Genomic DNA, 13,640 nt, shown 5'->3' with positions numbered 1-13,640 from the left:
CGCCGGGGCCGTGGCCGGCGTCCGGGCTCGGTGTTCAGGGGCCCCGGCGGTCAGGGCTCGGTGCTCAGGGCTCGGTCGCGAGGATGTCGCGGGCGGTCATCAGGGCGAAACCGAGCAGGTTGAGGCCCTGCCAGGTGGCGGGGGAGGCGGCGCGTTCGTCGCCGGCGGTCAGGCCGATGCCCCAGATCCGGTCGTTCGGGCTGGCCTCCACCAGGACCCGGCCGACGGTCGCGAGGAGGAAGCGGCGCAGGTCGGCGTGCTGCCCGAACTTCGCCACGCTGCCGCGGACCACGATGTCGAACCGGTGGGCGTTCCAGACCTGCTCATCGAAGTCGCGTACGGCGCGGCCGAGGGTCTTGGCCTCGTTCGGGTGACCGGCGGCGAGGATCTTCCCGGCGGTCTGGTCGTCGCCGAACAGCCAGGCCTTGTGCGCCATCATGTAGTGCTCGGCGGAGGCGAAGGCGTGACCGTCCTCGGTGAAGGCGACCGGCCACCACTGCGACAGGCAGCCGGGGCCGACGCCGCCGTCGCGCGGGGGCCGGTGACCCCAGAAGTACAGGTAACGAAGGGCGTGACCCGCCTGCTCCGCGGCGACCGCCTCGTCCACACTGCGCGGCAGCGCGATCTGCTCAGACACGTCCACACCGTGCCACACCCGGTCCCGTCCCCGCCATCGACTTACGCGGCGCTGCTGCGGCGGCACGCCGCCGCAGCAGCGGGGGAGCGGGTCAGCAGTAGCCGAGCATGGTGGTCAGGGCGGACTTCTCGCCGCTCTGCAGGGTGAGGCCGTAGTACCACTTCACCTGGATCCACGCGCGGGCGTAGGTGCACCAGAAGGAGGTCAGGGACGGCTTCCAGGTGGTGGGGTCCTGGTCGCCCTTGGCCTGGTTGACGTTGTCGGTGACGGCCCACAGTTCGGGACCGCCGAGGTCGTTGGCGTAGGCCTGGCGCTGGGCGGTGGTCCAGGCCCACGCACCGGACCGCCAGGCCTCGGCGAGGGGGACCATGTGGTCGATGTCGACGTCGGAGGCCGCGTGCCAGGTCGCTCCGTCGTACGGGCTGTACCAGCTTCCGGACACGGAGGCGCAGCTCGAGTCGGTCACCACGCCGCTGCCGTCCCGCTTGAGCACCTGCTCGCGGGTGTTGCAGGCGCCCGAGACGGTGATCCAGTGCGGGAAGAGGTCGCGGTTGTAGGTCGACTGGTGCGACTCGGCGGCCACGGTGAGCGAGGCCAGCCGGGAGGCGGCGGTGCTCGCGGACGGGATGTTCGGCGGGGTGGCGAGGGAGGGGCCGGTGGTCAGGGTGAGGAGGAGGGACAGGGCGCCGAGGGCGGTGGCGAGGGCGGCGAAGGCTCGTCTCACGAGCGTCCCCTTCTGCCTGCTGCTCCGGCCAGGAGAGAGGGCTGGACACGAACGGAGCAGTCAGACAGCTCGGAGATTCGCTAATGGCGATAAATCCGGAAATAGCAGGTCGTAGTTATGCAAATTGACCTTTTTTGTCGGGCTTCGCCGACGACTTCCGCGAGGTGCGGTCGTACCTGCTCAAAAGGCCTCTCAGGGCCGCGGGAGGCGGGGTACGCCCTGCCATCGGGCAAATGAAGATTGTGTAAACGGCGGCGGATCCGCCCTTCCGGCGCGGCCGCCTATGTGACATCTCACCGGCGATCAGGCAGGGTTGCCGGCGAACGAGGCATCGGCCGGCAGCCTGCCGGTGGCCGGCCACATCGTGCTCCGGTGGCATCGTCTTCCTGCGGAGTGGTCCCCGGTCGTGCGGAGCGCCCGGCCGGACCACACGTCAGCGAGGCGGCGTGGCCCGATGCCGCGGCTTGAGGGGAGGAGAAACGCATGGCGACGTTCGTCCTCGTGCCCGGCGGTTGGCACGGCTCCTGGTCGTTCGAGGAGGTGGTTCCGCTGCTGGAGGGTGCCGGTCATGCCGTTCACGCCCTGACCCTGACCGGTCTGCGGCCGGACGACGACGACGCGACGGTCGCGGCCGCCAACCTCGACACGCACGCCGACGACGTGTTGCGTCTCCTCGATCGCGCCCGCATCACCGGCGCGACGCTGGTCGGCCACAGCTACGGCGGGATGGTGATCGCCGCCGCCGCCGACCGCGCCGGCGGCCGGGTCTCACGACTGGTGCATCTCGACGCCTACGTACCGCGCGACGGCGAGTCGTGCTGGTCGTCGACGACCGAGCGTTACCGGGAGGCGTTCGCGGCCGGCGCCGCGGCCACCGGCTACGCCGTCCGGCCGCCGGACGGCGTCGATCCCCGCTGCCGTCCCCATCCCCTCGCCTCGTTCCTGCAGACGATCCGGCTCACGGGCGCGCTCGCCCGGGTCCCTCGCCGGGAGTTCGTCTACTGCTCGCGGTGGGAGGGCCGGACGCCGTTCGCCGCGCTCCGCACCCGGCTCCAAGCCGATCCCGCGTGGCAGGTCCACGACCTCCCGACCGGCCACGACGCGATGCACGAGGCCCCGGAGGCGGTCGCCGCGCTACTGCTCGGCGAAGGTGTCGCGCACGCATCGGCGCAGAGGAGGCAGGCCTGCCGTTGAGGGCCGCGCAAGCCCCACCGGTGCGACGGCTGCGGACAGGTGTGGCGGCAGTCCGGGCCAGGAGGCGCGCGGCCGGGACTGTCGCTCCTTTGGGACAGGCACCGCCTCCGGCCGTGGTCACGCCGACGCCCGCGTACGCATGACCGGGAGCGGGACGCTCACGAGCGTGCCTCCGGTGGCACGTACTCGAAGGTGGGGCCCGCGGTGGTGCCGTCCACGTCCGGCAGCAGCAACAGGGCGTCGGCCTGGGCCCTGAGCGTGTACATGGTGCCGACGGCGGCTCCGAGCAGCTTCGGCAGGCCGTCGAAGGCCTGCTCCAGCTGGTTCAGCAGGGTGCAGTAGGTGCGGTTGAACTCCTCCTGCGCGGTCCGGACGACGCTGCCCGGGGCATGCTCGGACAGCCGCGGGTTGGGCCGCATCGGGCGTACGGCGGCCGGGTCCACGGAGATCGGCTCGCCGGTCGGCCCGGACTGCGGCGTGTCGCCCCGCCGGTAGCGCCGGCCGAGTTTGAGTTCCTGGAAGCGGTAGTAGTGCGCGACCTCGTCGCGGTCGGGGTGGAACACGTCCTGGTCCCCGTCCCAGACCTCGCCCCGGGCCGAGCCCTCGCCCTCTTCGACGATCTCCTTCAGCGCCCCCAGCGCCGACTCCAGATCCTCCACCGCGAACAGCCGGCCCGTCGTGTGCCGGAAATGCCCGCCGTTCACCTGGCGGGCGGGGTCGCCGCAGAAGACCTCCCGTTCGCCGAGCCGCTCGCACAGGCGGCGCAGTCCCTGTTCGATCGCCTCGTAGAACTGCCCGATGGTCTCGTAGCCGTCGCCCTGTGCCGGGGCGCCGGGCGGCGCCGGCCGTTCCAGGCGCAGGAACATCTCCAGGGCCTCCGGGCCGAACGGGAGCAGCGACAGTTCCAGGTCGCTGTGGGGCAGCCGCCGGGGGTACGGCGGCAGCATCCCGGGCATGTCGAGACGCGGCCGGCCTCCGACGGCGTTGAGCAGGTTCGCCGCCAGCGCCAGGTGCAGCATCTCCTCGGCGAAGACGCTGCCCACCACCTCCACGGCCTCCGGATTGTCCTCCGGCCGCAGTGAGTACAGCGCGCACAGGTACGACGGCAGCGTCGCGTGTTCCAGCTCGACCGCCCACTGCAGGTGCTCACGCAGACCGTCGAGCGTGTCGATCCCCGCCGGACCGGGTACGGCGATGGTCCCCCGTGGTTCCGGATGTGTCATAAGAGCTCTACCTCCGTTGTCGATCGCAGGTGCGCGACCGGTCGTCCGATAGGACCGGACAGCCGCCGCGTTCGTGACAGCCCCGGAAGTCTCTCCGTGGTCAGGCGCGTGCCGGGAAGGTGCCGATGCGGCAGCGCCAGCGACGTCGTGGTGGCTTCGGCGGGGACCGCCGGGGGTTCGAGCCGGAGGGAGGCGACCATGCGCCATCTGGACCCTTCGTGGCGGCGTCTGCCGCCCGGTCTCCACGGTGAGTGGAGACCGGGTGCGGTTCAGGCGGTCCGGCGGAGCCTCAACGCCGCGCGTGGCCGGCGGCGTCGCGGATGACGGCGGTCACGGCGTCGGGCTGCGACGCGGCGACCGCGTGTGACGCGCCCGCGATCTCCCTGGTCCTGCGGGCGCCGGCGCGCTCGGCCATGAAGCGCCGCGCCGCGGCCGGGATGCTGAGATCGCGCTCGCCGTGGACGAACCAGGACGGAATGGTGCGCCAGGCGGGCTCGTCTGCCGTCAGCGCGCCGGTCAGCGCCCGCTCGGTCACCGGCCGCTGGGTCGCCGCCATCAGGGCGGCCTCGCCGGCGTCGAGGTCGGCGCAGAACTGGTGGTGGAACCTGTCCGCCGCGATGCGGAACTCGTTGCCGCCGGAGACGACCGGGTAGGCCTCCAGCGCCGTGCCCAGGGTGCTGCCCTCGAACCTGCCGGTCAGCAGGAACGCGCTCTCGCCGGGCTCGGGGGCGAAGGCCGCGACGTAGACCAGGGCACGTACGGCCGGGTGGCCGGCCGCGGCCTGGGTGACGACCATGCCGCCGTACGAGTGGCCGACCAGGACGACCGGGCGGCCGAGGCCGGCGATCACGTCGCGCACGTACGCGGCGTCGCCCTCGACACCGCGCAACGGGTTGGCCGCGGCGACGGCGGGCAGGCCGTGACCGTGCAGGCGCCGGATGACGCGGTTCCAGGAGGCAGACTCGGCGAAGGCGCCGTGGACCAGGACGATGACGGGCTGCTCGCTCATGCGGGTGCCTTTCCTGTGTTCAGGGCGGTCCTGAGGACGGCGACGGGTTCCGCGCGATCGCTTCGCTCACCTGACGCGTCGCGGCTTCCCGGCCGCTCCACGGTTCGAGTATCAGGGCCGCGTACTGGGCCAGGAAGCGGCTGCCCGTCACCTCCCCGATCGTCACCGCCTCGGCGACCAGCGCGTCGACCAGGGCGGACTCGCCGGCAACGACCGGACCCGCCGCAGGAAGCTCTGCTCGATCCGGCTCGCCGGCGGCCGCGCGCCGGTCCGCCGGAATCCACCTGCCGGCTCCGCCGGTGTCAGCCCCCGAGAATCTACGCGGGACGTCGGAGGCTACCGGCGCCGCACCTCGAATCGGCGCGCAGCCTCCTTTTCCGCCGACAACCCCAACAATCAACCCTGCCGATCAACGCTGCCAATGAACACCGGCCTCGCCGTCGTCGGCGGGACCGCCCTGGCAGGCGCCGTCCTCCAGCACCTCGACCGCGTCGAGGAGACCTCGCAGGGCGATCTCCTCGCGTTCGGCGTCCGCGGGGTCGAACAGCCAGTCGGCGACCGGCAGGCCGGCGGCCTCATCGGGACGGCTCCACCCGACCTCGACGACCTCCGCCTCGACCTCGATCTGGAGCTCGTGCAGGAAATCGTTCTCGCCGCCAAGGGCACTCATCAATTCCTCCGTACGCATGTCCTGGCGCGTGATCCGGCCGTGTCCTCCCCGTGTGATCCGGCCGTGTGATCCGGCCGCGTGATCCGGCCGCGTGATCCGGCCGCGTGATCCGGCCGGGCGCGAAGCGGCCCCCGGCGGGCGGCCGGCACCCAGGCGGGCCCGGCCTCCCGCACCGGCCTTCCGTGCCGGCCTCCCGGAGTGGGGGCCTCCCGGAGTGGGGACCGGCGCCGTCCGCCGCGGTCTACTTTCCGGTGCTGCCGAGCCAGTCCAGGTAACGGATCGTGCCGAGGGTGGCGTCGTCGATCGGCACCAGCGATCGCTCGCTCAGCTCACTGCCGAAGTAACGCGCGTGCGGGTCGGTGACCACCTCGCGCGGGTCGCCCCAGGCGGCGAGCGCCTGGCGGAAGAACTCGTCCATTCGCAACCGCTCGGGCCCGGCGATCTCCACCCTGCCGTTCAGCGGCGACCCCACCGCGGTCCGGCCGACCGCCTTGGCGACGTCGTCGCCCGCGATGGGCTGGAAGAGCACAGGCGCCATGTGCACCTTGCCGTCCACCGTGCCCTCGTCGGCGATGCCCCGGGCGAACTCGAAGAACTGGGTCGAGTGCACGAGCGAGAACGGGATCCCCGACTTCTCGATCAGCTTCTCCTGGGCGATCTTCGCGGCGAAGTAGCCGTTGTCCGGCATCCGTTCCGTTCCCACGATCGACACCGCGACGTGGTGACCCACGCCCGCCTCCGCCTCCGCCGCGAGCAGGTTGCCCGTGGAGGTCTCGAAGAACTTCAGCACGGCGGCCCGCTCGAACGACGGGGAGTTCGAGACGTCGACCACCACCTGCGCGCCCGTCAGCACCTCGGCGAGTCCCTCGCCGGTCAGCGTGTTGACGCCGGTGTTCGGCGACGCGGCCACCGCTTCGTGACCGTGCTCGGTCAGCTTCGTCACCAGCTTCGAGCCGATCAGGCCGGTCCCGCCGATCACCACGATCTTCATGCCGTTCCCTTTCCGTACGCCGGGCCACCTCGTCGCGACCCGGTCGCCAGCTAGGACCGGACAGCCTCCCGGCTTGTGACGGCCGCCGCGGAATTCTTCTGAGGCGTGGCGTACGTCACGGGAGACGGACCCGCTCACCGCGGTTCCCACGACGCGCCCCGGCGGCCGTCCAGATCGTGACGGCGACCAGCAGCACGCAGACGGCCGCGATCGCGGCGACCACGGCGGCCACGCCGATCCGGGGCGCCGCGAGCGGCAGCGACAGGACGACGGCGGCGCACCCCAGCACCGCGGCGGGCGGGATGACGGGCTCCGCGACGACGAGCACGTGTACCGCCAGCAGCAGGGCGAGATACAGACCCACCGGGACGGCGACCGCGTAGCCGAGCGCCGTCGGCGACGCCGCGCCGTCGTGCCCGTTCCACTCCACCGCCACTTCGAGCCCGGCACCGAGGGCGGCCAGGGCGGCGAATATGCCGTAGTGGCCGTACCCCCACAGATAGGACCGGTGACGGCGGTCGGTGAGACCGTCCCCCGCCGGGCCGAGGAAGTACAGCCACCACAGGGCGAAGAGCAGGACGAGACCGGCGCCGGCGATCACGAGGAAGGGACCGCCGACCTCGCCCGCCTCGAGCGCTCCTCCGACCCCTCTGCTCGCGGCCAGCACGCTCTCACCGAGCAGGATGATCGTGAACAGGCCGTAGCGCTCGGCGATGTGGTGGGGGTGCCAGTTGGTGGCCCTGACCCGCTCGGCCCACCACGGCACCGCGAGTTCCAGGGCGGCCAGGCAGACGAAGAACGGCAGGCCGGACCACGAGGGCAGGACTCCCGTCTCCACGAGGACGAGCCGCGCCAGCCAGCCCGCCTGCAGGGCGGTGATGCCGCCGGCGTAGCGGAGCGCGGTGCGGCGCCTCTCCGGGTCTTCGAGACCGGCCCGCAACCACTGGGCGACGAGCCCGATCCTCATGACGAGGTAGCCGAGCGTGATGACCCCGTAGTCGGAGCGGCTCCCCGCGGCGGGCACGCCGGCGGCGAGGATCAGCACACCGGCCATCTGCACCATGGTCAGCAGCCGGTAGGCGACGTCGTCGGTGTCGTAGGACGAGGCGAACCACGTGAAGTTCATCCACGCCCACCAGATCGCGAAGAACACCTGAAGGAACGGCACCACACCGGCCAGGCCGTGCCCGGCGGCGATGTCGTGCGCGAACTGGGCGGTGACGGCCGCGACGGCGACCACGAAGGTGAGGTCGAACAGCAGCTCGAGCTGGCTCGCGGCGCGGTGCGGCTCGTCGACGGCGCGAGCGCTCATCCGGACCCGGATCCGGATCGTGGTGCCTGCTGACGGCAAGGTCGTTCTCCTGTCACTTCGCGACGTACGGGCCGTCTCGAAGACAGGGCGGCGCTCGGATCTGTGACGACGTGGTGCGGGCCGCCTGCCCGCCGCCGGAGACACGGACCCTCGCGGAGCCGGCACGGGCGGTGATGCGCCTGCGGCCGGGGCGCGGCCCGGTCAGCGCGCGAGCCACTCCCGATAGGTGGTCCCGGCGATGACGGCGCCCTCCCCGGCGACGAGGGCGTCGCCCGAGGCGGCGGCGTACAGGCCCGCCCCGTCGTCGGTGACGACGGCGCGGTGGTCGCCGCGGGCGGCGAGGGTGATCCTGCCCAGTTCGTCGAGCGCGAAGACCTCGGGCCCGGCGATGTCCAGGGTGCCGCGCAGCGGGACGCCCACGCTGACGTCGGCCACGGCCCGCGCGACGTCGTCCGCGGCGATGGGCTGCATGAGGACGGAGGGCAGGCGGACGGCGTGCTCGTCGGAGGTCCAGGACATCACCGTCTCGATGAACTCGAAGAACTGCGTGGCACGCACGATCGAGTACGGCACGGGGCCGGCCTTGAGGAGGTCCTCCTGCAGCACCTTCGCCCGGTAGTAGACCGAGCCGGGCACCCGTTCGGCGCCCACGATCGACAGGACGACCGCGTGGCCGACGCCGGCCGCCTCTGCGGCGGTCAGCAGGTTGCCCATCGTCGTGCGGAAGAACGCGGGGGACGCGTCGTCGAAGGTCCGCGGCTTCGTCAGGTTGACGACGACCGCGGCGTCCGTCAGCGCCTCGGCGAGGCCCCTTCCGGTGAGCAGGTCCACACCCGTCGACGTCGAGTGCGGCACCGCCTCGTGCCCGCGCGCGTTCAGGATCCCGACCACGCGGGAGCCGATGAGCCCGGTTCCGCCGATGACAGCGATCTTCATATACCGGCCTTCCTGGTGACCGTCACGGGCCGCCGACGCGGGCGAGGCCGTGGACGTGGTCCTGACGTTCCGGCTCAGCGGAGCCGGTCGTAGACCATGGCCATCTCGCCGAGTTCGCCGGTCTCCTGGTGGGCGAGCGTCCACTTCGTGGCCGGCAGGCCGTCGTCGAACAGCCGCTGCCCGCCTCCGGCTATCTCGGGGAGGATCATGAGGTGGAGCCGGTCGACGAGGTCCGCGGCCAGGAGCGCCTTGATGACGCTCGCGCTGCTGTTGACGAGGATGTCGCCCTCGCCGGTGGCCTTGAGATCGGCGACGACCTCGGCCGCGGGGGCGTTCACCACGCGGGTACGCTCCCACGGCGCCTCGGTCAGGGTGGTCGACAGAACCACCTTCTCGGCGCCGATCAGCCACTTGGCGTATCCGCGGTCACGTGGATCGGCGTCGTCGTTCTCGGCGACCGACGGCCAGTAGCCCATGAATCCCTCGGCGTTGACCCGGCCGAGCAGCGCCGTCGTCGCGCCCTGCCACATGCGGTTCATGTGGTCCCGCGCGACCTCGGTGACCACGTACGGGGCGAACGCGGCGAAGTCGCCGGGCCCTCCGGGGCCGTGGTAGCGCCCGTCGAGGGTGATGCTCAGGTTCGCGGTCACCTTGCGGCCGGTCGGGGTCGTGATGGTCACGTCGTGCTCCTTGATTCTGCTTCGTGAGTGGATGTGCCGGTGTCGTGCGGATCGGCGGCGAGGATCGCCGCGAGCCGGTCGAGGCTCTGGCCGAAGCCGATCTCGACGCCCGCGACGAAGTCCGCGGAGTCGACGGTGCTGTCGGCGATCCGGAACCGGACGTCGAGGTCGGTGCCGGCCGGGGTGGGCCTCAGGTCGAGATCGAGGTGCGCGGTGAAGGCGGCGCCGCCGCCGGGGAGCAGCGGGCGGAGCCGGTAGGCGAGGCGCTCACCGGGCCGCACCTCGTCCACGACCCCCTCGGCACGCCCGGCGACCACGTCAGACCCGCCGGCGTCCTCGGCGTCGCGGTACTCCTGGACGATCCGCCCGCCCGGCCGCGCCTCGAAGACGAGTTCGGAGACGCGCAGGTCGTCGGGGGTCCACCAGTGAGCGAGGAGGGCGGCCTCGGTCAGGTGGCGCCAGACCAGTTCGGGGCTGCCGGCCAGCGACCGGTGGAACCCGAACGAGCGGCCGTCGGCCCACCCCGGCTCGTCGGCGGCGAGCCGCTCCGTGCGGAGGCTGAGCCCGTACCGGTCGTAGGTCTCGCGCGGGCCGCCGGCCCGGTCCGCGGTGTCGGCCAGGCGGCCGAGCGCGGCCGCCAGTTCCCGCAGGGGCTCAGACCGGAGCGCGTAGATCCGGCGCTGGCCGCTGCGCTGGGACACGACGAGCCCGGCGCGCTCCAGGGCCTGCAGGTGCTTGGTGGTCTGCGGCTGGCGTGCCCCGGCCAGCTCGGCCAGGACGCCGACCGGCCGGGGCCGCTCGGCCAGCAGGCTCACGAGCCGCCACCGGGCCGGGTCGGCCAGTGCGGTGAGGAGTTCGTCCACGACGAGAACTATTCCCCATCGCGAATATTCGTGTCAAGGAATAACTCCGGCGGCGGCTCAGGTGTGGCTGATCATCACGTGCTTGACGCGGGTGTAGGCGTCGAGGCCGTACCGGGACAGGTCCTTGCCGGTGCCCGAGTGCTTGAAGCCGCCGTGCGGCATCTCCGGGACGAACACCTGGTGGCAGTTGACCCAGACCGCGCCGAAGTCCAGCGCGGCGGACAGCCGCATGGCGCGCCCGGTGTCCCTGGTCCACACGCTGGAGGCGAGCCCGTAGTCGACGCCGTTGGCCAGGGCGACCGCCTCGTCCTCGTCCGCGAACGGCTGCACGGTCACCACCGGGCCGAAGACCTCCTGCTGCACGATCTCGTCGTCCTGGCGCACCCCGGCGACGACGGTCGGCGGGAAGAAGAAACCGGGACGGCCGAGCCTGCCGCCGCCGGCGACCACGCGGGCGTGCGCGGGCAGCCGGTCGAGGAAGCCCGCGACCCGCTCGGCCTGGTTCGCGTTGTTGGCCGGGCCGAGGAACACGTCCTCCTCGTCGGGATGCCCGACGAGGAGCGCCCGCGCCGCCTCGGCGAGCGCCTCGACGAACCCGTCGTACGCGCGCCGCTCCACGAGCACGCGGGTGACGGCGGTGCAGTCCTGCCCGGTGTTGAAGAACGCCGCCGAGGCGATGCCTGCGGCCGTCGCGACGGGGTCGGCGTCGGCGAAGACCAGCGCGGGGGCCTTGCCGCCCAGCTCCAGGTGGACGTCCTTGAGGTCGCCCGCCGCGGCCGCCATCACCTCGGCTCCGGCCCGCGTCGACCCGGTGATCGCCACCATCTCCACCCCGGGATGGGCGACCAGCGCGCGGCCGGTGTCCCGGTCGCCGCACAGGACGTTGACCACGCCGGGCGGGAACACCCGCGCGCACATCTCACCCAGCAGCACGGTCGAGCCGGGCGTCGTGTCCGACGGCTTGAGCACCACCGTGTCGCCCGCCGCCAGCGCCGGGCCGATCTTCCAGGCGGCCATCATCAGCGGGTAGTTCCACGGCGTCACCTGCGCGACCACGCCGATCGGCTCGCGGCGCACGAACGAGGTGTGCCCCTCGGCGTACTCGGCGGCGCCGAGGCCCTCCAGCAGCCGCGCCGCTCCGGCGAAGTAGCGGACGGCGTCGACGGCCCCGTCCACGTCGACGCTCAGCGCGGTGCCGCGCGGCTTGCCGGTCGCCCGCACCTCGGCCTCGGCCAGCGCCTCCCTGTCCTCCGCCATCAGATCGGCCAGCTCCAGGAGCAGCCGCTGCCGCTCGGCCGGGGTGGTGCGCCGCCAGGCGCGGGCGGCCTCGGTGGCGGCCGCGACCGCCTGGTCCACGTCCTCGCCGCCCGAGCGGGCCGCCCGGGCGTACACCTTCTCGGTGGACGGGTCGACCAGGTCCATCCAGTCGCCGGACGCCGGCTCGCGGCTCTCCCCGGCGATGACGTTCCGTACCGTGTCCATAGCCGGTCTCCCTCGATGTCCAGGAGTCCCTACCCACGGCCGGCGTCTCCGAAGACGGCTTCCTCCGGGCCGGCGGCCCTCACGAACTGATCTGCACCCGGCTGTGGTCTCCCAGGACCAGGCGGTGGGCCCGGGGCGTCTGCGCGGCCGGGGTGACCTCCACGTCCCGGCCGATGAGCGAGGCCTCGATCCGCCCGACCCCCGAGATGGCGGCGTCCCGCAGCACGATCGAGTACTCGATCTCGCTGGCGTCGATCCGGCACCGGTCGCCGATCGACGTGAAGGGCCCCACGTAGGAGTCCCGGATCACCGAACCGGCGCCGATGACGGCCGGGCCGACGATCCGCGAGCGGCTGACGTCGGCGCCCGCCTCGATCACCACGCGCCCGATGATCTCGCTGTCCGTGACGACGCCGTCCTGCCGCGGCTCCAGGGACTCCAGCACCAGCCGGTTGACCTCCAGCATGTCGGCGACGTTGCCGGTGTCCTTCCAGTAGCCGGAGATCACCGTGGAGTCCACGCGCCGGCCGGAGTCCAGCAGCAGCTGGAGGGTCTCGGTGATCTCCAGCTCGCCGCGCGCGGAGGGCTTCAGCTCCGCGATCACCTCGTGCACCATCGGAGTGAACAGATAGACCCCGACGAGCGCCAGGTCGCTCTTGGGGCGGGCCGGTTTCTCCTCCAGGCCGACGACCCGGCCTCCGGCGTCCAGTTCGGCCACGCCGAACTGCCGGGGATCGGGCACCCGGGTGAGCATGATCTGCGCGTCCGGCCGCCGCTCGGCGAAGCCCCGAACGATGCCGGTGATGCCGCCGAGCACGAAGTTGTCGCCCAGGTACATGACGAACGGGTCGTCGCCGAGGAAGTCCCGGGCGATCAGCACCGCGTGCGCGAGCCCGAGCGGCGCCTCCTGCCGCAGGTAGGTCACCTCGATCCCGAACGCGGAGCCGTCCCCGACGGCCGCCTCGATCTCCGCGTGGGTGTCGCCCACCACGACGCCGACGTCGCGGATGCCCGCCTCCGCGATCGCCTCCAGGCCGTAGAAGAGCACCGGCCGGTTGGCCACGGGCACCAGTTGCTTGGCGTGGGTGTGCGTGATGGGACGCAGTCGCGTCCCGGAGCCGCCGGCCAGCACGATCGCCTTCATCGGCGCGTCCCCGGCCTGTCTCCCGCGGCGGCGAAGCGCTCGACCACCGCCGCCACGGCGGGGTCGGCGAACCGCGCCGACTGGTGCCGGGCCTCGAAGTCGAGCTGGTGGCGCAGTGTCGCCGCGAAACCCGCGTCGAGAAGCGCGCGGGTCGCGACGACGGCGGCGGGCGCGGCGGCCAGCCCCCGGGCCGTCGCGAGCGCCTGGTCCCGCAACTCGGCGTCGTCGACGCAGCGCCAGATCATGCCCCACCGCTCGGCCCGCTCGGCCGGGACGCGTTCGCCCGTCAGGGACATGCCCATGGCCCGGGCCCGTCCCACGACCCGGCCGAGGACCCAGGTGGCGCCGAGGTCGGGCACGCCGCCGAGAGGCACCACCTGTGGCAGGAGGAAGTACGCGGACCTGGCGGCGATGACCACGTCGGCGAGCAGCGCCAGGCCCACGGCGCCGCCGGCGCACGGACCGTTGACCGCGGCGACCAACGGCAGCGGCAGGGCCTGCACCACCTCGGCCAGCGGCGCCATCGTCGCGGCCAGGTGGTGCGCGACCTCGGCGGGCAGGTCCTCGCTCGCCGCGAAGTCACGCAGGTCCGCCCCGGCGGAGAACGCGCGGCCCGCGCCGGTGAGGACGATCGCGCCCACGTCGGCGCGGGCGCCGAGCGACTCGAACTCCTTCCTGAGCCGGTTCATCAGCTCCCAGCTCAGGGCGTTGAGCCGCTCGGGGCGGTCCAGGGTCACGACGGCGACGCGGCCGGCGATCTCGGTACGCAGCATGG

Annotated in this window: 14 protein-coding genes; 1 reads left to right on the top strand and 13 read right to left on the bottom strand. The window is 72.7% G+C overall.

The features are described 5' to 3' along the window. Window positions 1–64 precede the first annotated feature (64 nt). Together HHX33_RS22615 and HHX33_RS22610 are read right to left on the bottom strand one after the other, a co-directional pair. Window positions 65–643: an NADAR family protein gene (locus tag HHX33_RS22615; protein ID WP_182876378.1), complete on the bottom strand. Its 579-nt coding sequence runs from the start codon at window positions 641–643 to the stop codon at window positions 65–67. A gap of 85 nt (window positions 644–728) precedes the next feature. After that, entirely contained in the window at window positions 729–1,361 is a 633-nt protein-coding gene (locus HHX33_RS22610) for an HNH endonuclease family protein (RefSeq protein WP_111701588.1), read from the bottom strand. 483 nt (window positions 1,362–1,844) lie between these two features. Here HHX33_RS22610 and HHX33_RS22605 point away from each other — a divergent pair, with 483 nt between their 5' ends. Beyond that, complete coding sequence (locus HHX33_RS22605) at window positions 1,845–2,555, top strand: alpha/beta fold hydrolase (protein ID WP_182876377.1); 711 nt, start codon at window positions 1,845–1,847, stop codon at window positions 2,553–2,555. Window positions 2,556–2,713: 158 nt separating this feature from the next. Here the strand turns inward: HHX33_RS22605 and HHX33_RS22600 are convergent, their stop codons facing one another. From HHX33_RS22600 to HHX33_RS22550, 11 genes are all read right to left on the bottom strand, one after another. Then, entirely contained in the window at window positions 2,714–3,778 is a 1,065-nt protein-coding gene (locus HHX33_RS22600; RefSeq protein ID WP_182876376.1) for a ferritin-like domain-containing protein, read from the bottom strand. Window positions 3,779–4,067: 289 nt separating this feature from the next. Continuing rightward, on the bottom strand, window positions 4,068–4,787 hold the full coding sequence (locus HHX33_RS22595; protein WP_182876375.1) for an alpha/beta fold hydrolase: 720 nt from the start codon (window positions 4,785–4,787) through the stop codon (window positions 4,068–4,070). A 409-nt stretch (window positions 4,788–5,196) separates the two neighbouring features. Continuing rightward, complete coding sequence (locus HHX33_RS22590) at window positions 5,197–5,457, bottom strand: hypothetical protein (RefSeq protein ID WP_182876374.1); 261 nt, start codon at window positions 5,455–5,457, stop codon at window positions 5,197–5,199. 241 nt (window positions 5,458–5,698) lie between these two features. Then, a complete protein-coding gene (locus HHX33_RS22585; protein WP_182876373.1) occupies window positions 5,699–6,448 on the bottom strand; it encodes an SDR family oxidoreductase in 750 nt (249 codons plus the stop codon). Window positions 6,449–6,563: 115 nt separating this feature from the next. Beyond that, a complete protein-coding gene (locus HHX33_RS22580; RefSeq protein ID WP_182876372.1) occupies window positions 6,564–7,760 on the bottom strand; it encodes a low temperature requirement protein A in 1,197 nt (398 codons plus the stop codon). 201 nt (window positions 7,761–7,961) lie between these two features. Beyond that, entirely contained in the window at window positions 7,962–8,696 is a 735-nt protein-coding gene (locus HHX33_RS22575; RefSeq protein WP_182876371.1) for an SDR family oxidoreductase, read from the bottom strand. A gap of 74 nt (window positions 8,697–8,770) precedes the next feature. Next, window positions 8,771–9,370: a dihydrofolate reductase family protein gene (locus tag HHX33_RS22570; protein ID WP_182876467.1), complete on the bottom strand. Its 600-nt coding sequence runs from the start codon at window positions 9,368–9,370 to the stop codon at window positions 8,771–8,773. A 2-nt stretch (window positions 9,371–9,372) separates the two neighbouring features. Beyond that, entirely contained in the window at window positions 9,373–10,239 is an 867-nt protein-coding gene (locus tag HHX33_RS37320) for a metalloregulator ArsR/SmtB family transcription factor (RefSeq protein ID WP_182876370.1), read from the bottom strand. A 57-nt stretch (window positions 10,240–10,296) separates the two neighbouring features. Continuing rightward, entirely contained in the window at window positions 10,297–11,721 is a 1,425-nt protein-coding gene (locus HHX33_RS22560) for an aminobutyraldehyde dehydrogenase (protein ID WP_182876369.1), read from the bottom strand. A gap of 79 nt (window positions 11,722–11,800) precedes the next feature. Continuing rightward, a complete protein-coding gene (locus HHX33_RS22555) occupies window positions 11,801–12,865 on the bottom strand; it encodes a glucose-1-phosphate thymidylyltransferase (protein ID WP_182876368.1) in 1,065 nt (354 codons plus the stop codon). Continuing rightward, complete coding sequence (locus HHX33_RS22550; protein ID WP_182876367.1) at window positions 12,862–13,638, bottom strand: enoyl-CoA hydratase/isomerase family protein; 777 nt, start codon at window positions 13,636–13,638, stop codon at window positions 12,862–12,864. Before HHX33_RS22550 ends, HHX33_RS22555 begins: the two co-directional genes overlap by 4 nt. Between the last annotated feature and the right edge of the window lie 2 nt (window positions 13,639–13,640).

It is taken from the genome of Microbispora sp. H10670, from assembly GCF_014161385.1.
Lineage (GTDB): Bacteria > Actinomycetota > Actinomycetes > Streptosporangiales > Streptosporangiaceae > Microbispora > Microbispora triticiradicis.
This window is presented reverse-complemented; position numbering and strand designations above follow the sequence as displayed.

What these genes read in the sequence shown, in the direction of transcription:
- HHX33_RS22605 (WP_182876377.1), top strand. Translation starts at nt 1,845, where the DNA reads ATGGCGACGTTCGTCCTCGTGCCCGGCGGTTGGCACGGCTCCTGGTCG.
- HHX33_RS22600 (WP_182876376.1), bottom strand. Translation starts at nt 3,778, where the DNA reads ATGACACATCCGGAACCACGGGGGACCATCGCCGTACCCGGTCCGGCG.
- HHX33_RS22595 (WP_182876375.1), bottom strand. Translation starts at nt 4,787, where the DNA reads ATGAGCGAGCAGCCCGTCATCGTCCTGGTCCACGGCGCCTTCGCCGAG.
- HHX33_RS22590 (WP_182876374.1), bottom strand. Translation starts at nt 5,457, where the DNA reads ATGAGTGCCCTTGGCGGCGAGAACGATTTCCTGCACGAGCTCCAGATC.
- HHX33_RS22585 (WP_182876373.1), bottom strand. Translation starts at nt 6,448, where the DNA reads ATGAAGATCGTGGTGATCGGCGGGACCGGCCTGATCGGCTCGAAGCTG.
- HHX33_RS22580 (WP_182876372.1), bottom strand. Translation starts at nt 7,760, where the DNA reads ATGAGCGCTCGCGCCGTCGACGAGCCGCACCGCGCCGCGAGCCAGCTC.
- HHX33_RS22575 (WP_182876371.1), bottom strand. Translation starts at nt 8,696, where the DNA reads ATGAAGATCGCTGTCATCGGCGGAACCGGGCTCATCGGCTCCCGCGTG.
- HHX33_RS22560 (WP_182876369.1), bottom strand. Translation starts at nt 11,721, where the DNA reads ATGGACACGGTACGGAACGTCATCGCCGGGGAGAGCCGCGAGCCGGCG.
- HHX33_RS22555 (WP_182876368.1), bottom strand. Translation starts at nt 12,865, where the DNA reads ATGAAGGCGATCGTGCTGGCCGGCGGCTCCGGGACGCGACTGCGTCCC.
- HHX33_RS22550 (WP_182876367.1), bottom strand. Translation starts at nt 13,638, where the DNA reads ATGCTGCGTACCGAGATCGCCGGCCGCGTCGCCGTCGTGACCCTGGAC.